At 43.3% G+C, this 21,249-nt stretch carries 19 protein-coding genes; 13 read left to right on the forward strand and 6 right to left on the reverse strand.

Translation table 11 applies throughout. The annotated features are described in order from the left end of the window. Positions 1 to 18 precede the first annotated feature (18 nt). Positions 19 to 1,116 (forward strand): aminofutalosine synthase MqnE, encoded by a 1,098-nt coding sequence (gene mqnE / locus K1X76_03925; GenBank protein MBX7148209.1) that lies wholly within the window; start codon positions 19 to 21, stop codon positions 1,114 to 1,116. Here the strand turns inward: mqnE and K1X76_03930 are convergent. The 5 genes from K1X76_03930 to K1X76_03950 form a co-directional block, all read right to left on the reverse strand. Further along, the gene (locus K1X76_03930) at positions 1,105 to 1,854 is read right to left on the reverse strand and encodes a hypothetical protein (GenBank protein MBX7148210.1); all 750 of its coding nucleotides are present in this window, start codon (positions 1,852 to 1,854) and stop codon (positions 1,105 to 1,107) included. The genes mqnE and K1X76_03930 overlap by 12 nt on opposite strands. Further along, positions 1,851 to 3,284, reverse strand: coding sequence for a glutamate synthase subunit beta (locus K1X76_03935; GenBank protein MBX7148211.1), 1,434 nt, complete (start codon positions 3,282 to 3,284; stop codon positions 1,851 to 1,853). The genes K1X76_03930 and K1X76_03935 overlap by 4 nt, the downstream gene beginning before the upstream one ends. Continuing rightward, positions 3,277 to 7,869, reverse strand: a complete 4,593-nt coding sequence (gene gltB / locus K1X76_03940) for a glutamate synthase large subunit (protein ID MBX7148212.1) — start codon at positions 7,867 to 7,869, stop codon at positions 3,277 to 3,279. Before gltB ends, K1X76_03935 begins: the two co-directional genes overlap by 8 nt. 192 nt (positions 7,870 to 8,061) lie before the next feature. Beyond that, positions 8,062 to 8,790, reverse strand: coding sequence for a carotenoid biosynthesis protein (locus tag K1X76_03945; protein MBX7148213.1), 729 nt, complete (start codon positions 8,788 to 8,790; stop codon positions 8,062 to 8,064). Position 8,791: 1 nt separating this feature from the next. Further along, positions 8,792 to 9,805: a response regulator gene (locus K1X76_03950; protein ID MBX7148214.1), complete on the reverse strand. Its 1,014-nt coding sequence runs from the start codon at positions 9,803 to 9,805 to the stop codon at positions 8,792 to 8,794. A gap of 78 nt (positions 9,806 to 9,883) precedes the next feature. Here K1X76_03950 and K1X76_03955 point away from each other — a divergent pair, with 78 nt between their 5' ends. The 8 genes from K1X76_03955 to carB all read left to right on the forward strand — a co-directional run bounded on the left by K1X76_03955 (position 9,884) and on the right by carB (position 18,143). Continuing rightward, positions 9,884 to 10,222 (forward strand): hypothetical protein, encoded by a 339-nt coding sequence (locus K1X76_03955; protein ID MBX7148215.1) that lies wholly within the window; start codon positions 9,884 to 9,886, stop codon positions 10,220 to 10,222. Between the two features lie 28 nt (positions 10,223 to 10,250). After that, positions 10,251 to 10,490 carry a vegetative protein gene (locus K1X76_03960; GenBank protein MBX7148216.1) on the forward strand — a complete coding sequence of 80 codons (240 nt, stop codon included), beginning with the start codon at positions 10,251 to 10,253 and terminating at the stop codon, positions 10,488 to 10,490. A gap of 9 nt (positions 10,491 to 10,499) precedes the next feature. Beyond that, positions 10,500 to 10,823: a hypothetical protein gene (locus tag K1X76_03965; protein ID MBX7148217.1), complete on the forward strand. Its 324-nt coding sequence runs from the start codon at positions 10,500 to 10,502 to the stop codon at positions 10,821 to 10,823. Between the two features lie 150 nt (positions 10,824 to 10,973). Then, a complete protein-coding gene (gene pyrR / locus K1X76_03970) occupies positions 10,974 to 11,486 on the forward strand; it encodes a bifunctional pyr operon transcriptional regulator/uracil phosphoribosyltransferase PyrR (protein ID MBX7148218.1) in 513 nt (170 codons plus the stop codon). Beyond that, on the forward strand, positions 11,483 to 12,418 hold the full coding sequence (locus K1X76_03975) for an aspartate carbamoyltransferase catalytic subunit (GenBank protein MBX7148219.1): 936 nt from the start codon (positions 11,483 to 11,485) through the stop codon (positions 12,416 to 12,418). Before pyrR ends, K1X76_03975 begins: the two co-directional genes overlap by 4 nt. After that, positions 12,415 to 13,692 (forward strand): dihydroorotase, encoded by a 1,278-nt coding sequence (locus K1X76_03980; GenBank protein ID MBX7148220.1) that lies wholly within the window; start codon positions 12,415 to 12,417, stop codon positions 13,690 to 13,692. The genes K1X76_03975 and K1X76_03980 overlap by 4 nt, the downstream gene beginning before the upstream one ends. After that, a complete protein-coding gene (carA, locus tag K1X76_03985) occupies positions 13,689 to 14,819 on the forward strand; it encodes a glutamine-hydrolyzing carbamoyl-phosphate synthase small subunit (GenBank protein MBX7148221.1) in 1,131 nt (376 codons plus the stop codon). Before K1X76_03980 ends, carA begins: the two co-directional genes overlap by 4 nt. A 63-nt stretch (positions 14,820 to 14,882) precedes the next feature. Further along, positions 14,883 to 18,143 carry a carbamoyl-phosphate synthase large subunit gene (gene carB / locus K1X76_03990; GenBank protein ID MBX7148222.1) on the forward strand — a complete coding sequence of 1,087 codons (3,261 nt, stop codon included), beginning with the start codon at positions 14,883 to 14,885 and terminating at the stop codon, positions 18,141 to 18,143. Positions 18,144 to 18,229: 86 nt separating this feature from the next. Here the strand turns inward: carB and K1X76_03995 are convergent, their stop codons facing one another. Further along, positions 18,230 to 18,541, reverse strand: coding sequence for a DUF721 domain-containing protein (locus tag K1X76_03995; GenBank protein ID MBX7148223.1), 312 nt, complete (start codon positions 18,539 to 18,541; stop codon positions 18,230 to 18,232). A 145-nt stretch (positions 18,542 to 18,686) separates the two neighbouring features. Here K1X76_03995 and dksA point away from each other — a divergent pair, with 145 nt between their 5' ends. From dksA to K1X76_04015, 4 genes are read left to right on the forward strand one after another with little or no spacing between them, the layout of a single operon-like run. Next, complete coding sequence (gene dksA / locus K1X76_04000) at positions 18,687 to 19,055, forward strand: RNA polymerase-binding protein DksA (protein MBX7148224.1); 369 nt, start codon at positions 18,687 to 18,689, stop codon at positions 19,053 to 19,055. Between the two features lies 1 nt (position 19,056). Next, entirely contained in the window at positions 19,057 to 19,605 is a 549-nt protein-coding gene (gene pyrE / locus K1X76_04005; protein ID MBX7148225.1) for an orotate phosphoribosyltransferase, read from the forward strand. Between the two features lie 11 nt (positions 19,606 to 19,616). Further along, positions 19,617 to 20,180, forward strand: a complete 564-nt coding sequence (locus tag K1X76_04010; protein ID MBX7148226.1) for a hypothetical protein — start codon at positions 19,617 to 19,619, stop codon at positions 20,178 to 20,180. Further along, positions 20,180 to 21,238, forward strand: coding sequence for a CDP-alcohol phosphatidyltransferase family protein (locus K1X76_04015; GenBank protein MBX7148227.1), 1,059 nt, complete (start codon positions 20,180 to 20,182; stop codon positions 21,236 to 21,238). The genes K1X76_04010 and K1X76_04015 overlap by 1 nt, the downstream gene beginning before the upstream one ends. Positions 21,239 to 21,249: the final 11 nt, after the last annotated feature.

Below are 21,249 nucleotides of genomic sequence, written 5' to 3' on the forward strand. Positions count from 1 at the left end.
TATTATCACTAGCTCCTCATGGATCCTTTTTTACAGTCAATAGAACATAAAATTGATAATGCAATTAGGCTTACCACCGATGATGCCTTAAAGCTTTATGAAACCAATGATTTAGTAGCTTTAGGCAAACTGGCCAATAAAGTACGCGAAAAAAAACACGGCTCTAAAACCTATTATATTGTGAACAAGCATATCGATTATTCCAATGTGTGCGTTCTTTCCTGCAAATTTTGCGCTTTTTACCGCCGTAAAGGTGAAGAGGGCAGTTTTGAGTATTCCATCCAAGACATTGTAAATAAGGTAAAATCGGGCGTTCCTAAAGGGATTACAGAAGTCCATATTGTGGGTGGTTTTCATCCCACGCACCCTTGGGAATTTTATACGGGCATGGTGCAGGCTATTAAAAAGGAAGCGCCGCATGTGCATGTAAAGGCTTTTACAGCTGCCGAAATTCGCTATTTTTCCAAACGCTTTAAAAAAACAGAAGAACAGGTATTAAAAGAACTGATGGTTGCAGGCCTTGATTCGATGCCTGGTGGTGGTGCCGAAATTTTTGATTGGGAAGTACGCAAAGAAATTTGCGGGCCCAAGGGGCCGGCTGAGCAATGGATTGATACGCATCGTTTAGCGCACAAGATGGGATTAAGAAGTAATGCTACAATGCTATATGGTCATATAGAAAATTTAAGACATCGCGTAAATCACATGGAAACTGTACGTACCTTACAGGATGAAACGGGCGGTTTTTTGTCGTTTATTCCTTTGTCTTTTAACCCCAAAGATACCGAATACGAAAGCCGTGGTTATACCAGCGGCATGGATGATTTAAAAACCTTGGCTGTGGCTCGCCTCTTTATGGATAATATCCGCCATATTAAAGCCTATTGGATTATGTCCGGTTTAGAATCCGCACAACTCGCCCAATATTTTGGTGCGGATGATTTGCATGGTACCGTGATGGAAGAAAATATCACACACATGGCCGGCGGCATTGCCCCCGAAGACATGCCTGATTATCAATTACGCAATCTTATTTTTGAATCGGGCCGTACTCCTGTAGAACGTGATTCGCTGTATAACGAACTGCGTACTTTTACACCTTCTTTAGTAGCTTAATTCCACTTCACCAATAATCCCGTGACATTTTGTATGGGTGGCAACGATAGCATGGGTGGTTTTGTTACTCATCAGACGTTCCCATTCGTTAGCAATTTTTTGAATAGAAATACCCACCACGCCGTAAGCTAATTGCGGGCAGTTGAAGATATGTGCGGTGTGGGTTTTATTTTCAAACTTCATTTTAAGATCTGCGAGCGATAGCTCAAAATCCCAATCGCGTTTATCATTTTTACCAGGGCAAAAGGAGGGCTCATCACAATCGATAGGGCATACCCAGGTGGCGTAACTGATGGCGCATACGCCTGAATCAAAAGTTTTTTGGAAGGGGAGATTAAGATCGGTTTCAAAGTTTTTGATTTGAGTTTTAATATTTTCTTGTTCTGCTAATTTGAGAAAAAGCTGAAATAGAACATGCGGGGCGGTGTGATCGGGGATTAAGATATCAAAAGAACCTACCCCACCTGGCCTCCCCTTACAAAGGGGAGGAACGTTTTTTTTCCCTCCTTTGTAAGGAGGGGTTAGGGAAGGTAGAGAGCTTAAAAAACCGGCATACGTGTTTACAATTTGCTTTACTTCCGGATGTTCTTTTGCGGCCCAACCGCCAAGCACTTCATCTATATAATAGATGTTATTAAAATGAAGAAGTCCCTCGTTTTGGGCACGTTTTAGTTTGGTGATGTAATCGGAGGAGAGTTTGTGGGAACCTAAGACGTAGATGTTACGAATAGTGGTCATCCCCGTAATTCCGAATACCCCATCAAATGCTCATCAATAGCTTTGGCACACTGGCGGCCTTCGGCAATGGCCCAAACAATCAGCGATTGACCGCGGCGCATGTCACCAGCAGTAAAGACACCTTTTACGCTCGTCATCTTGTTTTTATCGGCTTTTACATTGCCGCGTTCGTCGATTTCGAGTTTGAGATCGGTTAAAAGATTCTTTTTATCGGGGCCCACAAAACCCATGGCTAAAAAGACATAATCGGCCGGTAAGCTAAATTCGCTGCCCGGGATTTCTTTAAAGCTGGTTTTGCCATTGGCATCTTGCGTCCATTCAATTTTTACAGCGTTAAGTTTTTTAACACCGTTTGCATCACCTTCAAAATTTTTGGTGAGGATGGCAAATTCACGCACGCCACCTTCGGCGTGGGCCGTGGACACACGGTAAATCACCGGCCATTGTGGCCAGGGGTTTTTAGCATCGCGTGTTTCGGGAGGACGGCTTAAAAGTTCAATCTGATGAATGCTTTTAGCCCCCTGACGGTGAGCAGTACCCAAACAATCGGCACCGGTATCACCACCACCGATGATAATCACATTTTTATCTTTTACATTGATGGCATCTTTAACTTCCATGCCGGCATTAAGACGGTTCTGGCGAGTTAAATATTCCATCGCAAAATGAATGTTTTTAAACTCACGGCCGGGGATGGGGAGATCACGAGGGATGGTTGATCCACCGCACAAGGCAACAGCATCAAAATCTTTTTTAAGTTGGTCGGCGGTGATGTCTACACCTACATTCACGCTGGTCTTAAAGGTAACGCCTTCGGCTGTCATCTGTTCCATACGCGTATCAATACGGTATTTTTCCATTTTAAAATCAGGGATACCATAACGGAGGAGGCCACCGATTTTATCATCACGTTCAAAAACGGTAACGCTATGACCGGCACGCGCTAATTCCTGCGCACAAGCAAGTCCTGCAGGGCCGCTACCTACTACAGCCACTTTTTTGCCCGTTTTACTTTTTGGAGGCAGCGGTTTTACCCAGCCTTCTTTAAAAGCATGGTCGATAATATTAAATTCGAGATATTTAATGGTAACAGGTGGCTCATGTATACCCAGCACGCACGAACCTTCGCAGGGAGCGGGGCAGAGGAGACCGGTAAATTCCGGAAAATTATTGGTGGCATGCAGTTCATCAATGGCATCTTTCCATTGATTTTTGTACACCATGTCGTTCCAATTGGGGATTAAGTTTCCTAAGGGGCAGCCCTGATGGCAAAAGGGCACGCCACAATCCATACAACGGGCGCCTTGTTTCTTGATTTCTTCTTCGGGATACTCGAGATAGAGTTCCTTATAATCTTTTAAACGTTCCGGAATAGCGCGCTCGGGGTAGGAGGTGCGTTTATATTCCATGAAGCCAGTTGGTTTACCCATACATGGCCTCCTTTTCGGTAATATTTAATTCTTTCATTTTCTTTCTCACGCCAGCAATAGCGGCTTTATAATCTTTAGGCATAACTCGTACAAAATTGCCTATTTCATTTTTTAAATTATCCAATATTTTTTTACCAACTGTACTGCCTGTATATTGAACATGGTTTGTTAGAAGCGTTTTTAAAGTTTCTAAATCTTCGGGCTCGTCACAGGGTTCCATTTCTACCATTTCGGTGTTGCAATTGATGGAAAAGCTTTTATCGGCATCGTAGACATACGCAATGCCTCCGCTCATACCGGCACCAAAATTACGTCCGGTTTTACCCAGTACCACCACGCGGCCACCAGTCATGTATTCACAGCCATGGTCGCCCACACCTTCTACAACGGTAACAGCACCGCTGTTGCGTACGCAAAAACGTTCGCCGGCAACTCCTCTAAAATAGGCTTCACCACCCGTTGCGCCATACAACACCACATTGCCTACCACCATGTTGGCTTCGGGCACAAAGGGCGCTTTTTTATCGGGATACACAATCACTTTGCCGCCCGATAAACCTTTGCCCACGTAATCGTTAGCATCACCTTCTAATTCAAGCGTGATGCCTTTGGGAACAAAAGCTCCAAAACTTTGTCCGGCAGAGCCTTTAAAATTAAAGTGGATGGTATCGTTTGCAAGTCCTTCGCCACCATAACGTTTGGTGAGCTCGTGGCCCAACATGGTACCGGTGGTGCGGTTACGGTTGTTGATGGTAAATTCGGCGCGCACTTGCTTTTTACTGTCTAAAGCAGGGGCTGCTTTTTTAATAAGATCATTATCTAAAACTTTATCTAAACCATGATCTTGCTCAATCACCTTGCGTACAGGCACTTTATTAGCAAGTGCAGGGCGATGGAAAATTTTGGAATAATCTAGGCCTTTGGCTTTGTAATGAAGAATTGCCTGATTGAGATCTAATTTATCCACGCGGCCAATCATGTCGTCTACGGTTCTAAAACCAAGCTCGGCCATAATTTCGCGTAATTCTTGCGCCACAAATTTAAAAAAGCGCACAGCGTATTCGGGTTTTCCAATAAATTTTTTGCGTAATTCCGGATTTTGCGTGGCAATACCAGCAGGACAGGTATCGAGATGACAGACACGCATCAGAATACAACCCATGGTTACAAGAGGAGCCGTAGAAAATCCAAATTCTTCAGCTCCTAAAAGAGCGCCAATAGCCACATCGCGGCCCGTTTTTAACTGACCGTCAACTTCTACGCGGATGCGGTCACGCAATTTATTAGTCACAAGCGTTTGCTGTGTTTCGGCTAAACCCAATTCCCACGGGATACCGGCGTGCTTAATGCTGGTAAGAGGAGAAGCACCCGTTCCGCCGTCGTAACCCGAAATAAGCACTAAATCGGCGTGCGCTTTAGCCACACCAGCGGCTACTGTTCCTACACCCACTTCCGAAACAAGTTTTACCGAAATCCCGGCTTTAGGATTTGAATTTTTTAAATCAAAAATAAGCTGAGCCAAATCTTCGATGGAATAAATGTCGTGATGCGGAGGAGGCGAAATAAGACCCACATACGGCGTAGAGTGACGTACTTTGGCAATCCAGGGCCAAACTTTTTTTCCAGGCAATTGTCCGCCTTCGCCGGGCTTAGCGCCTTGTGCCATCTTAATTTGAATTTCGTCGGCCTCAGTTAAGTAATGGCTTGTTACACCAAAACGGCCGCTGGCTACTTGTTTAATTCGGCTGCGTTTTAAATCGCCATTAGCCGCTGGCACAAAACGAGCAGGATCTTCGCCACCTTCACCGGTGTTTGATTTGCCGCCAATGCGATTCATGGCAATAGCTAGCCCCTCATGAGCTTCGGCACTAATAGAACCAAACGACATAGCACCCGTTTTAAAACGTTTTAAAATAGATTCAATAGGCTCTACTTGCTCAATAGGGATAGGACTTTGATTCACAAACTTCATCAAGCCACGCAAAGTGCATAAATGTTCCGATTGATCGTTAATGAGTTTGGCGTATTCTTTATACGTGCCGTAATTATCTTGGTGTGTGGCGTGCTGAAGCTTGGCCACCGTATCGGGATTAAAAAGATGATAATTTCCCGTACGCCGCCATTGGTATTCGCCGCCTTCTTCCAATTTATAAATACCAGCATAGCGTTTAGGAAATGCTTTGGCGTGGCGCATGCCAATTTCTTTGGCTAACACATCAAAGCCAACACCTTCAATACGGGTAGCAGTGTTGGTAAAATACGCATCAATCACTTCGCGATTTAAACCAACAGCTTCAAAAATTTGAGCGCCTCTGTAACTTTGAATGGTAGAAATACCCATTTTAGACATCACCTTCACGATGCCTTTTTTAACGGCCTTTTTAAAATTAAGAACGGCTTTTTTGTGATCGAGTCCTGTTACAATTTGCCCCGCAATCATGTCATCAAAAGTTTCAAAAGCCACATACGGGTTAATAGCAGCAGCACCATAACCCAACAAAAGAGCAAAGTGGTGCACTTCGCGTGGTTCGCCCGATTCAAGCACTAAACCGGTTTTTACACGAAGACCTTCTTTCACTAAAAAGTGATGGAGGCCTGCTGTGGCCATTAAAGAAGGAATAGGGGCTAAGGTATCCGAAATACCGCGGTCGGATAAAATAAGGATATTGCTGCCGGTCTCAATAGCTTTTTTGGCATCAGAAAAAAGTTGATCCATGGCGGCCCTTAAACCTTGGGCGCCTTTAGAAACTTCAAATAAAATAGGAAGCGTTTTTGATTTAAATCCTTGGTAAGGATTTTTTTCGAGAGCCACCAGTTTAGCAAATTCATCATTGTCTAAAATTGGATTGCTAATTTTAATTTGGTGACAGTTTTCGGGAGTAGGTTCTAGTAAATTTTTTTCGGCACCAATGGTGGTATCCATGGATGTAACCAATTCTTCACGGATCGCATCGAGTGGCGGGTTAGTAACCTGAGCAAATAATTGCTTAAAATAAAAAAACAGTGATTGTGGTTTTTCAGATAAGACAGCCAGTGAGGTATCGGTTCCCATAGAACCCATGCCTTCCTCACCGTTCACAATCATAGGTGTGAGTAAGATTTTAATATCTTCATCGGTGTAGCCAAACAAATTTTGCTTTTTAAGCAAAGTAGAATGGTCGGGCTGCGGATCGTGCGAAGATGCGGGTAAATCGTCTAGTGCTACTAAATGTTTTTTGAGCCATTCCCCATAAGGCTGTTTGCGCACCAACTCATTTTTAATTTCTTCGTCTTCAATAATGCGTCCTTTTACCGTGTCCACCAAAAACATACGGCCGGGTTGCAGACGTCCTTTTTTAACCACTGTTTCAGGTGCAATATCATCTAAAACACCCACTTCACTGGCTAAAATGACTAAATCATCTTTGGTTACATAAAAACGTCCGGGGCGTAATCCGTTACGATCAAGCACAGCACCAGCCATGTGACCATCGGTAAAACCGATATAGGCGGGACCATCCCAGGGTTCCATAAGGGAAGCGTGATATTCGTAAAAATCTTTTTTATCTTGCGGCATGGTTTTATGCCCGCTCCAGGCTTCAGGAATCATCATCATGATGGCATGAGGAAGCGAATAACCGCTGTGCACCAATACTTCTAATGCATTATCAAAAATAGCCGAGTCGGAATAACCTTCGGAAACAATGGGCAATATTTTTTCAAGTTCGTTGCCAAAGTTTTTAGATTCAAACATGGCCTCACGAGCCCGCATCCAGTTAATGTTGCCGCGTAGAGTATTAATTTCACCGTTGTGGCAAATAAAACGGAACGGTTGTGCTAATTCCCAACGTGGAAATGTATTGGTAGAAAAACGGGAGTGCACAAGCGCAATAGCCGATTGTAAAAGCGGATTGGTTAAATCTTTAAAGAATGGACGGACCTGGTGCGAGATGAGCATCCCTTTGTAAATAAAAATACGTGAAGAAAGAGAAGGAATGTACACCGAGGCTTTATCCACCAAGGTAGAATTTTTTACAGTTTTTTCAAAAGTTTTACGGATGATATAAAGCCTACGTTCAAAAGCCTCTTCAAAAGTACCAGGTAAATTAGGACCTTTGTCGCCCACGCCAATAAACACTTGTTCAAAATGAGGCATGGGTTCACGCGCTGTGGGCCCAATCATGCTATCATCAATAGGAATTTGGCGAAAACCCAACAGTGTTTGCCCGTTTTCAATCACAATGCGTTTTAGCATTTCACGGGTTTTATCGCGTTCGCTGGCTAGTTTTCCCGACAGAAAAATGAGACCAGAGGCGTATTTCCCTTTTTCGGGCAAATCGATATTGTTTTCTTTAGCTACAGCCACGTTAAGCGCATGCGGCATTTGAATAAGGATTCCGGCGCCATCACCAGTATTTTCTTCACAACCGCAGGCCCCGCGATGCTCTAAATTTTCAAGAGCAGTAAGAGCCTTGCTCACAATGTCGTGCGAGGCGATGCCTTTCATTTGCACCATTAAAGCCACACCACAGCTGTCTTTATCGAGTGAGGTATTATAAAGGCCGTCATTACTTTCGGCTATTTTGCGTCGTTCTAATTCGTTCATTTAAATACAAGTGGATGGTGGGTAGTGGATAGTCAATGGAAGAAGAAAGCCTTATGCCGTCCACCATCCACCATCCACCATGCACTTTTGCGTAGGGCCGGCCAATATTGTCCAAAAAGATTATGATTTCAAGAGCTTTTCTGTAATTTTATAAAAAAATTGGATATTTTAAAAATGGATGACAAAATGAGGCTAATTACTTGAAGGTCTTAGCTTTTTTATTTCTTTAAAGATGAAAAAAGCAGGTATTAAAAACCACATGGTGCTACATAAAGCCAAAAAATAGTCTTTTATCCAAAGTGTAATAAGTAAATTAAACAGGAAAACCCCTGTATACAAGCCAATGCCGCCTAAATGAATGAGACGGCTAAACACAGGTGCAAAGTATGGCTTTCTTAAAATTAATCCTGCCCATGCAATACAAAAACTTACTAGCAACCATCCTGCAAAATTAGAGAGTGGAACATTAAAATAAAAACCCGGATTGGGATAATAATAAATATCACCTAAAAACCAGCGGCCTCCCATGTGGGCTAAGGGATCTACAATTACATCTAACAATGTTGTAAAAAAGGCCGCGAGCCATGCTTTTTTAAATGGAGCCAACTGCTGTGGAAAACTAAATTCAGCCACGCGTAATCCGGCATAGGTTAAAAAGACGTATGAAACCGAATCCCACACGGGTACTCCAAAATTAAAAAGTTCGCCGGGCATATTTTGATATTTATAAAAATACCACCCGTATGGAAAACCTGTGCGAATGGAAGACGCTTCCGAAATCCAGGCTATAAGATAACCTACAAAAAGAAAAACAAGTGAGTTGCGTAAACCTTCACGTTTAATACTTAAAAAAAGATAGGTGAGAAGAAACAAAAATACGTAAGGGCGTTTACAAATGGTAATGATGATGGAGTCGAGCATGTTAGCGGCTGCGTTCGGCTGCGTTTTTGCGGATGAGAGATACAAAGGTATCTACAATTGCAGTATCCCATTGCCCGGTGGCGCGTTCACGTTCAAAAATGTCGGCTGCTTGCGTAGGGGCAATTCCTTTTCGATAAGGGCGGTTAGAAGTCATAGCATCAAAGGCATCGGTAATAGAACAAATACGGGCCAGTAACGGGATTTGGTCGCCGGTTAAGCCTTCGGGATGCCCTTTGCCATCCATACGTTCGTGATGGGAACGAATAATGGGCAATAAGTTTTTAAATGATTTTAATTTTTTACAAATATCGTAACCACGTTCAGGATGAGTGCGAATGTGGGCTATTTCTTCTTGGGTGAGCCGTGCTTCTTTATTAAGAACATCATCACGAACACCCACTTTGCCAATGTCGTGCAAAAGAGAACCTTTTTTAAGGTCGTCCAATTCTTGGGAATTAAGTCCCATTTCACGTCCGAGTAAAACGGAATATTTTGCAACACGCTCTGAATGACCACGCGTATAATTATCTTTGGCTTCTAAAGCTTCGGCTAAGGCAAAAACAATATTTTCGGAAGAGTCTAAATCGTCGTATAGTTGTTTTACTCTTAAAAGAGATTTAACACGCGTGATGAGCTCTAACTTATTATAGGGCTTCATTAAAAAGTCATCGGCGCCCAGCTCGATGGCTTTTAATTTGTCATCTAGCTCCCGTAAAGCCGTAACAATAATAGTGGGGATGAGATGCGTTTCGGGATTACTTTTGATGATTTTACAAATTTCATAACCGCTCATGCGCGGCATCATGAGATCCAGCAAAATAAGATCGGGCGGTGTTTTTTTTATAATCTCAAGAGCCTCTTCGCCGTCGTACGCCTTTAAAATTTGATAATTAAATTGTTTAAGCTGAACCGAAACCAGTTCTACATTGGTAGGGTTATCGTCAACCACCAAAATTTTGGGAGTATTCAATACTGAACTTTCGGAAGGGCGAAAAGATAATGCGGCTTGAGACATAAATTTACTATAGCAAAACAAGTACTTGATAACAAGAAGGACTTGCTGGGAAGTGCTTTTTCCTGTAAAACAACCCAGATGAAGTTAATTAAATTTTTACTATGGGTTGCAGTAACTATTTGTATGGCCTATTTTATTACCGATTTTAAAATAGGCGACCGCACCATTAAGCAGCGTCTCGATGTTTTTATCCGTTCTGAAGAAGGGCTAAAAATTCGCCAAGATGTGACCGATTGGGTGAATCATAACGTTAGTCCTAGTGCCAAGCCTTCTGTAGCTCCTCCTGCTGTCCCGCCTGCTAAGCAAGAGGATGTTCAATTAACACATTCCGACGAAAGTGCTCTTACTAAAATTATTAAAGATGCACCTTTAAACAAGGACGACAAAGATAAAATAAAACAGTTTTTGGACGAGTAACGTAACGCAGTTTAATGAGGGGAAAAATATGAGTGAAACGTGTAAGGTAGAAAAATGTAAACGTGAATACCGCGCTAAGGGTTATTGCGATGCCCATTATAAAAAATGGAAACGTGGTGAATTGCCTAAAAGCCGTTATAAAACCTGCCACAACGAAAATTGTAATAAAAAAGTGAGTAAATCGGGTTTGTGTGAAGAGCATTTTGCTGCTGTTTATGGTAAAAAAGCAGGGGCTGCTCCCGCTGCCGAAGCTCCTGCTGCATCTTAGCACGAATACATGAAGTATTGTTTGCTTATTGGTTTTCTTTTGCTCTTTTTGCCCGCCTTGGGTATGGCCAAAACCTATTCCCCTAAAAAGCTTGAGCGTTTTTTTGATCTTAATAAAGATGGTCGTTTAAGTTATTTGGAAAGCGCACTCATAAAAACGCAAAAACGTTACGGATGGCCGTTGGTTGATACCTCAAAAAAGAAGCCTTATGATTATAACGGCGATTTTATGTTAGAACCTTATGAATGGGAATTATATCAAAGAAAGGCCGATCCCAAAGAAGTGTTGCATACTCAGTCTGTACACCGAAAATTTAGAACAATAAATGATTGACGTGAGTGTTTGTATTGGCTATACAAACGCAGGTCTTAATTGAGCAATTTATAGCTGACATGGCACATAAAAAGAAAAAGGCAAAAAATTTGATTTTTACCAAAACCTCCCGGTAACCAGGGAGGTTTTTTTTTACCAAAAACGACCAAAATGAGCATTTTACTTAAAGAAAACCAGGTAGCCGATATCATCGGAGTTATGGCTAAACAGATTAGTGCCAAAGTGAGCAATTTGGACGATTTGGCCCTGGTGGGTATTCGCAGCCGCGGGGTTCCTTTAGCAGAGTCTTTGGCCAAAAAGATTGGAAAGGTGCCGGTTGGTGCTTTGGATATCACTCTTTATCGTGATGATTTGTCGCGCCTTTCTGAACATCCTGTTGTTAAAAAGACCGAAATTAATTTTGCCCTCGACGATAAGACCGTCTTTTTAGTGGATGATGTGCTTTATACAGGCCGTACCATCCGTGCGGCACTGGATGCCTTATTCGACTTTGGTCGCCCTAAAGCTGTTTATCTGGCTGTACTTATCGATCGTGGTGGGCGTGAGTTGCCTATTGAGGCCACCGTTGTAGGTAAAGTGTATGATGTAGAAGTGGATAGCAATGTGAAGGTAAATTTGTTGGAAGTAGACGGAAAAACTTTTGTGGAACTTGAAAATAAATGACATTTAAACGCAAAGATTTATTAGGCATTGAAGATCTCTCCAAAGAGGAAATTTTATCTATTATTGAAACAGCCCGTTCTTTCCAGGAAGTAGGCGCCCGCGAAGTTAAAAAAGTACCGGCGCTGCGTGGTAAAACCATCATTAATTTGTTTTACGAAAGCTCTACCCGCACACGAGCCAGCTTTGAAATAGCCGGTAAACGTTTATCGGGTGACGTGATTAACTTTTCGCCAAGCGGATCCTCTGTAGAAAAAGGTGAAAGCTTGATGGATACGGCCAAAAATCTGGAAGCCATGGGGCCGGATATCATCGTGTGTCGTCACAGCATGGCGGGGGTTCCTTACTGGCTCTCTAAAAATTTAAAGGCCTCCATCATTAATGCCGGCGATGGTTTTCATGAGCATCCTACTCAAGCACTGCTCGATGTGATGACCTTGTTGGATGCCAAAAAGAAAATTGAAGGATTAAAAGTAGTGATTGTGGGTGATATTGCCCATAGCCGTGTGGCTCGTTCGGATATCTACGCGCTTCAAAAACTAGGGGCTAAAGTATCGGTAGTGGGGCCGGCTTCCATGATACCGGTAGGCATTGAAACCTTTGGAGTAGAAGTATCGTATAATTTACGCGAAGCCATTAAAGATGCCGATTGCGCCATCATGCTGCGCATCCAGAACGAACGATTAGGCTTAACACCGTTTCCTACCACGCGCGAATACTCACAGTTTTATGGACTTAATAAAGAAGTTTTAAAGGGCGCTAAAAAAGATATCACCATCATGCACCCGGGCCCGGTTAATCGCGGTGTGGAAATTGATCCGATGGTGGCTGATGGGCCTTACTCGGTAATACTCGATCAGGTTAAAAATGGCGTGGCTATCCGTATGGCGGTGCTTTACTTGCTGACCCAGCATCACGAAGAAAAGAAAAAATGAAACGACTCCATATAAAAAATGGTCATCTGATTGACCCTAAAAACAAGATTAACGGCAAGTTTGACGTTGTTTGCGAAAATGGCGTGGTGATCGATGTGCTCAAGCCCGGCCAGAAGGTGGCTGATGCTGAGGTGATTGATGCGACGGGGCTTGTTGTTTCGCCTGGCTTTGTGGACTTGCATACGCATTTACGTGAACCCGGTTTTGAATATAAGGAAACAATCGAAAGCGGAACCCGCGCTGCGGCTAAAGGTGGTTTTACTTCTATCTGTGCCATGGCCAATACCAATCCGGTGAATGATGCGGCGTCTGTGACCGAGTTTATTATCAAGCAAGCCAAGACCAAAGGGATAGTTAATGTGTTTCCTATAGGAGCCTTAACTAAGGGCTTGAAAGGTAAAGAGTTAGCGCCCATAGGAGAGCTCAAGCGTGCGGGTTGTGTGGCTCTTTCGGACGATGGCAAATGTGTGGAAAATCCTCTGCTCATGCGGGTGGCTATGGAGTACGCCAAAAGTTTTGATATTCCAGTTATTACTCATTCGGTAGATCAATGCTTATCGGCTGGCGGTGTGATGAACGAAGGAAAAGTTTCGGCTCGTTTAGGTTTGCCCGGTATTCCGCATGAAGCCGAAGATATTATGATTGCCCGCGATATATATCTGGCAGGCTTAACCGGGGCTCGACTTCATATTGGCCATGTAGCAACCTGCGGCGGTGTAGAGGCTATTGAACGTGCAAAAAAGAAGGGTTTACCCGTAACCGGTGAAGTAACACCTCACCATTTTACACTCACGGATGAAGCAGTCATTGGCTATAGAACCGAAGCCAAGATGGCGCCCCCGCTCCGTGAAAATCACGATATTAAAGCGCTAGTTCAGGGCTTGGCTGACGGCACCATCGATGCCATTGCTACCGACCATGCTCCTCATTCGGTGCTTGAAAAGGAAGTAGAATTTGAACGCGCTGAATGCGGCATTATTGGTTTAGAAACTGCTTTAAGTTTATCGATAAAACTAATTGATAATAAAAAGATTACTTTAGAAAAAATAATAGCCACCTTAACCCATCAACCGGCCCAGATTGTTGCTTTAAAGAAGGGGAGCCTGGAAAAAGGGGCGGATGCGGATATCACCATCTTTGACCCCGAACGGGAGTATGTGATTGATGAAAATACTTTCTGTTCCAAAAGCTCCAACAGTCCCTTTATGGGCATGAAGGTGAAGGGTGTGGTGACCCATACACTTGTGGCAGGAAAGGTGGTTTACTCATTATGACAAAAGAAGCTCATTTAATTTTAGCCGACGGCACCATTTATAGCGGCAAGTCGTTTGGATACGAAGGTAACCGATTTGGCGAGGTGGTGTTTAATACAGCACTCTCGGGTTATCAGGAAATCTTAACCGATCCCTCGTATGCTGGCCAAATTGTGGTGATGACCTATCCACAAATTGGCAACTACGGCATCAATCCCATGGATGTAGAATCGCGCGGGTTGTTTCTGTCTGGTTTTGTGGTGAAAGAAAACTCGCCCATCGTGAGTAATTACCGCTCTAGCCAAGATTTAGGCAGCTATCTTAAAAAATGGAAGGTGCCCGGTGTAGAAGGGGTGGATACCCGTGCTTTAGTCCGTAAAATCCGTGATGGAGGCGCCCAGCAGGCGCTGATAGTGGTTGGCCCTCTTAAAAATAAGAATAAGCTTTTAGAACAAGCCAAAAATCTCCCATCGATGGAAGGGCAGGATTTAGCAAAAACGGTATCGAGCACCAAAAAATCGGAATGGAAAGAGGGTGTTGTTACCCTTGAAGAAGAACTTTCTAAAAAACGCTCTAAAGTAAAAGCCAAATATCATGTGGTGGCTTACGATTTTGGAATGAAGCAGAATATTTCACGTCTTCTAACCTCGCATGGTTGCAAAGTAACGATAGTACCCAGCAATACACCTGCAGAAGAAGTGCTTAAATATAACCCGGATGGAATATTTCTTTCTAACGGCCCCGGCGACCCCGCTATGTGTGAAGAACCTATTAAAAATGTGAAGAAGCTCCTGGGCAAAAAGCCCATGTTTGGCATTTGCTTAGGTCATCAAATTATGGCGCTGGCCTTGGGTGCTAAAACCTACAAACTTAAGTTTGGCCATCATGGTGGTAATCAGCCGGTGATGGATGTGACCACAGGGAAAGTAGAAATTACCTCTCAAAACCACGGTTTTGCTGTGGACGACACAACACTCCCAAAAGATGTGACTGTTACGCACATTAATTTAAATGATAGAACCGTGGAGGGGATTGAGCATAAAAAACAACAGGCTTTTTGTGTGCAATATCACCCGGAAGCGGCTCCCGGACCGCACGACAGTGCTTATTTATTTAAACGTTTTACCGATATGATGGACAAGCGATAAACGTTGGTATTTTGTGCGGCAGTTTCGAACGCACGAACATACGAACGTACGAACGTACGAATTATGCCAAAAAGAACAGACCTTAAAAAAATAATGATTATTGGTGCCGGCCCCATTGTGATTGGGCAGGCTTGTGAGTTTGATTACTCCGGAACTCAAGGAGTAAAGGCCTTGAAGGAAGAGGGTTATGAAGTGGTGCTGGTAAACTCAAACCCGGCTACCATCATGACCGATCCGGAATTAGCCGATGCCACCTACATCGAGCCGATTACTCCCGAAATTGTTGAAAAAATCATCGCCAAAGAACGCCCCGATGCCATCTTGCCCACTCTTGGTGGACAAACCGCTCTCAATACCGCTGTGGCTTTAGCTAAAAGAGGTGTGCTGGAAAAATATAACGTCGAGCTTATCGGTGCAAAAATCCCCGCTATCGAAAAAGCAGAAGACCGTGAGCTGTTTAAAAAGGCCATGCTTAAAATTGGTGTGTGCGTGCCTCGTAGTGGGCTGGCTCATTCGCTGAAAGAAGCGATGGAAGTGATTAAAAAAGTAGGATTTCCGGCCATCATCCGTCCCGCGTTTACCTTGGGTGGTTCGGGCGGCAATATCTCGTACACCAAAGAACAGTTTAAACAGCATGTGCTGTGGGGTTTGGAATGCTCACCAGTAAAACAGTTGCTCATCGAGCAATCGGTTATTGGCTGGAAAGAATACGAGCTGGAAGTGATGCGCGATTTGAACGATAACGTGGTGATCATCTGTTCCATCGAAAATTTAGATCCCATGGGTGTGCATACTGGCGATAGTATCACCATTGCACCTGCACAAACGCTTACCGATAAAGAATATCAGCGTATGCGTGATTGGGGATTAAAAATTATCCGCGAAATTGGTGTGGATACCGGTGGATCAAACATCCAGTTTGCCATCAACCCTAAAAATGGCGAGATGATTGTCATCGAAATGAACCCGCGTGTGTCGCGCTCGTCAGCTTTAGCCTCTAAGGCCACGGGTTTCCCGATTGCTAAATTTGCAAGCAAACTTGCGGTGGGTTACACGCTGGATGAAATTAAAAACGATATCACCAAAACCACTCCGGCCTCGTTTGAACCTTCAATCGATTACGTGGTGACCAAAATTCCGCGTTTTACCTTTGAAAAATTCCCGCAAGCCGATGACCGCCTCACCATCCAGATGAAATCGGTGGGCGAGGTGATGGCCATTGGCCGCACTTTTAAAGAATCGTTGCAAAAAGCCATGCGCTCAATGGAAACGGGTACCTATGGTTTTGAAGAAAGAAAATTAAAAGAGAAAACCGCCGCTAAACGCACCAAAGAATTAAACGAACACTTAACTGTGCCCAAAGCCGACCGTTTGTGGTGGGTAGGCGAGGCGTTCCGCCAAAAGTATACGCTCGCTAAAATTCAAAAGCTTACCAATATCGACCCGTGGTTTTTAAAACATATCGAGCAAATCATTGCCTTTGAAGGTAAAATTAAACGCGGGCTGATTAAAGGTAAAAAAGTTGATGCTTTAATGCTTAAAGATGCCAAGCAAATGGGTTTTTCCGATAGGCGGCTAGCGGCTCTCACCGGTAAAACCGAAGATGACATCCGTAATTTGCGTGAAAAAGAAAAAGTTGTTCCCATTTATAAGCGCGTGGATACCTGTGCCGCCGAATTTGAAGCGAATACTCCGTATATGTATTCGTCGTACGATCAAGAAAACGAAGCGAATGCTACAAGCCGCAAAAAGATTGTGATTTTAGGCGGGGGCCCCAACCGTATTGGCCAGGGCATTGAATTTGATTATTGCTGCTGCCATGCAAGTTTTGCGTTGCAGGAAGAAGGTTATGAAACCATCATGGTGAATTGTAACCCGGAAACTGTATCGACTGATTACGATACCTCTGATCGCCTCTATTTTGAACCTCTCACCAAAGAAGATGTGACCCGTATTTTACAGGAAGAAAAACCGCATGGGGTGATTGTGCAGTTTGGTGGACAAACCCCTCTTAAATTAGCCGTGCCTCTCGAAAAGTGGGGCGCGCCTATCTTAGGGACTTCGCCTGATAGCATCGACGTAGCTGAAGATCGCCAACGTTTTGCCGACATGCTTAAAAAGCTGGATTTTCTCCAGCCTAATAACGGTATTGCTAAATCGGCAAAAGAAGCCATCGCCATTGCTAAACGCATTGGTTATCCCATTTTAGTGCGTCCTTCGTACGTGTTAGGCGGCCGTGCCATGCAGATTTGTTACGATGAAGCAATGCTGGCCCATTATATGGAAACAGCCGTACAAGCGTCTGAAGATCGTCCCGTTCTCATCGATCAATATCTTGAAGGCGCCACAGAAGTTGATGTCGACGCACTTTCTGACGGTACAGATGTGGTGATCGGAGGGATTATGGAACATATCGAGCATGCCGGTGTGCATTCCGGCGACTCGGCCTGTTGCTTGCCTCCGCATTCTCTGGATGATTCCGTGATGCAAACCATCATTCGTCAAACCAAGGCCATGGCTAAAGAATTAAAAGTGATTGGTCTTATGAACGTGCAATACGCCGTAAAAGATAATGTCGTTTATATACTCGAAGTAAATCCCCGTGCCAGCCGTACGGTGCCATTCGTATCAAAAGCTATTGGCGTACCTTTAGCTAAAATGGCGGCCCGTGTGATGGTGGGCAAAAAATTAAAAGATTTGGGATTTACCTCGGAGATTATTCCTCCGTACCGCTCGGTAAAAGAATCAGTTTTCCCGTTTGCCAAATTCCCGGGCGTGGATACTTTGCTTGGGCCCGAAATGAAATCGACCGGTGAAGTGATGGGTATCGATCCCGCGTTTGGAATGGCTTTCGCCAAAGCGCAAGCGGCTGCCGGCACGCATCTCCCCAAAGAGGGCGCTGTGTTTATCAGTGTACGCGATAAAGATAAAACCGACATTGTGGATTTGTGTAAAACATTATCGCAGCTCCATTTTAAATTGGTGGCTACTCACGGTACCGCGCGCTTTTTACGCAGTCATGGCTTAGAAGTTAGTGGCATTAATAAAGTACGCGAAGGTTCGCCTCATGTTGTAGAAAACATGGCGGAAGGGCAAGTGCAGATGGTGGTCAATACGCACGAAGGACGCGAAAATGCGCGTGATTCGTACGATATACGCCGCACAGCCTTAACCAAGAGCATCCCGTATTTTACGACGATATCGGCAGCTAAAGCCGCCGTAGAAGCTATCAAGAACTTGGCTGAAACGAGTTTGAGTGTGACTAGTCTTCAGGAGTACGGAGCGCGCAATAATGTGGTAAAAGGTAATTTTGGGGCTGCATAACCCCTCCCAGCCTCCCCTTAGTCTAAGGGGAGGAGTAAGAAAGCTCCCTCCCTTAAGCTAAGGGAGGGTTGGGGTGGGTTACTTCTTCAATCCGCTTTCTTCAACTTAAACACAATCTTTTCAATCACCACACTTTTTTCGATTTCTTTGATTTTGGACAAAAGTTTTGTTTTCTGAAATTCCAGCTCCTGCAAAATCATATGATGATCTACCGAAACATGAAGGGTAGTTCCTGTTACAAAGTCGGGATGGGTCTTAGTTTTTAGATAATCTCCTACAATTTTGTCCCAGTTTTTCCAAAGTGTGTATACGCGTATATTTTTTTCGAGGTTTAATTCGCCAATGGTATTGCCTAAAATATCGCCGATAGCGCTAAATGTTTTGGGTTTTTGCTCCACGCCGGGAGGTTAGGGTAAAACCTGACGCATTGCAATAATAAAGCTCACGATTTTAAATTGACAAGAAGTAGAATATCCCTATGATTCATTTCCTTTTTTGAATATACTGTTTCGTCGAAAATTACCTTATTAAGGAAGGGCAACTATGAATAAAAAAGACATGAAAAAGTTTGAAAAGATTTTACTCGACCGTAAAGCCGAAGTAATGCAACAGGCTGAAGTAACCAAAGAAGCTGGCTATGCTTTTGACCCGGATGATTTACCCGATGAAGTAGATTTAGCCAGTAGCGAAGCCGATCAATCGATGAATATGCGTCTTAGAGATCGTGAACGGGTTCTTCTTAAAAAGATTGAAAAAGCCTTAAAGAAAATTGAAGCCGGTGAATACGGCACTTGCGAAAGCTGTGGCGAAGACATTGGTGTTAAACGCTTAGAAGCCCGCCCTGTGACTGATCTTTGTATTAAATGTAAGGAAGAAGAAGAACAGGTTGAAAAATCTTACGCGGAATCGTGATATGTCGCTTAACCGCTTAAAAGAAATACTTCTTAAACTCTCATACGAAAAACGGGAAGTAACGCTTGCCAGCGGCCGTAAGAGTGATTTTTACTTTGATGGCAAGCAAACGGCTTTAAATGCCGAAGGCGCTGCTTTATTAGGGGAGTTTTTCTTTAAAAAAATGCTTGAGAGCTACCCGCAAGCTCAAGCCGTGGGTGGGCCAACCTTGGGAGCTGATCCTTTAGTGACTGCGATTTCCATTCAAAGTTTTAAAATGGGAAAACCCATTCCTGCCTTTATTATCCGTAAAGAGCCTAAAAAACATGGTACCGGTGCCTGGATTGAAGGGATTAAAAATTTATCGGCGGGGATGAATGTGGTGATTGTAGAAGATGTGGTAACAAGCGGTGGCAGCCTTTATACTGCTGTGGAAAAAGCCCAAGATTTTGGATTAAAAGTTACAGGGGCCTTGTGTATTGTTGATCGCGAAGAGGGTGGACGTGAGTTTTTAGCTGGTAAAGGTGTTCCCCTTCAGTGTTTATTTACGAAGACGGAGTTACTCAAATAACAGGTGCTTGTATGAAAAAACTAAGTATTATTTTTCTTTCTTTATTTTTCTTAGTACCTCTTGTTCAGGCTGGATCGTCCAGCAAATATTCCAAAATTCTCAACAGCAACACCAAGTCCGATAAAGTGTATCGTACCGAAGATTTATCCGCTTCCATTATTTGGCATGCAACCATGTTAACCGATGAAATGATTAATGCTCAAGCTCGTGAATATGCGCGCATTTACGATTTGGATGAAGATAAAGAAAATCAAGTTCTTGAACAACGTCGCAGTAAAAGAGATGGCAAGCTTCTCTTTTTTGTATCTTTTTTTACATCCAATCAAAAATTTGCCGATTTAAAAGATGAAAAGGCCGGCTGGGATTTGCGTCTTAACTTTGGTGATACCGAACTTAAACCTGCTAAAATTGAAGTGGCAAATGCCTATCCGTTAGAAGGAGCTTTTTACCCCTATCACGATCAATGGTCGAAGGCTTATTATGTTTGGTTTGATCAAGATCCTAAAATGGGAGCACAGCCTTTTACGCTTAGTTTGTATGGTGTAAAAGCTAAATCTATTTTGCACTGGAAATAATGCAACCCATTACTCTTGTTGTTAATCATCCCACTCTTTTTAAAGAAAAAATCCTAGGCTTGCCATCTCTTATCCGTACACTTAAAACTTTGGAGCGATCACCAGAAGTAAAAGATATTTATCTAACTGGAGAGTATGCGGCTCAGGCTTTGGCTTTTATTTTACAATCACTTCCGCACTTTAAAGAACGGCTTGTTCTTTCTGACGAACCAAAGTGTTTGGTGATGGATGCTTCTTTTCATTACGATCCTGATTTTATCAATCATAATCTTCGTTATTTTGGTACGTCTTCTGATAATTCTATTCCAGAAAACTGGTACCAAGATTTAAAACAGCCTGGTGCTTTTAAAGAAGCCGAAAAAAAACTTTTTATCACCATTCGTAAAAAAACCTTGGGCCTTATTGCGCCCACACTCAATAAACCTGTTTCTTTTTTCATTACGCGTTTTTTAGTAAAAACACCCATTACGCCTAATCAAATTACATTTTTAAATATGGTCATGGCCAGCATAGCTGCGTATTTACTGACGCTGCCAGATTATAGCCTAAGACTATTAGCCGGTTTTTTAGGCCAAATGTCGTCGGTGATAGACGGGTGCGATGGCGAAGTGGCCCGTTTAAAAGTGCAATACTCCACTTTTGGTGGCTGGCTGGATACGGTGAGTGATGATTATGTAAATAATGTGTTATTTTTAGGATTATTTTGGGGGCTTTTTCGCGATACCGGTTTGTTGTTTTACTGGTACGGGGGCTGGACTATTTTAATTATTTCTCTCGCTGTAAGTAGCCTTATTTATATACAACTCTTTAAAGCCAAAAGTGGTCCTAATGTGGGCCAATTAAAAATGGGCTGGAAGGCAACCGAAGAAAAGAGCTTTTACGAAAAGTATATTCATCCCTTAGGCAAACGCGATTTTTTTATTTTTCTTATTTTTATTCTACTCATATTTAATCTGCGCATCCCTCTTTTTTACCTCATGGGAGTAGGGGCTATTGGTGCTTTTATGGCGCATGGCGTTTCTATTTTTTCTGGGCTCAAAAATAAGAGAAACCCCTAATGCAACTTTTA

The sequence above is a fragment of the bacterium genome (assembly GCA_019695305.1).
Taxonomy (GTDB): Bacteria; UBA10199; UBA10199; order UBA10199; family JAIBAG01; genus JAIBAG01.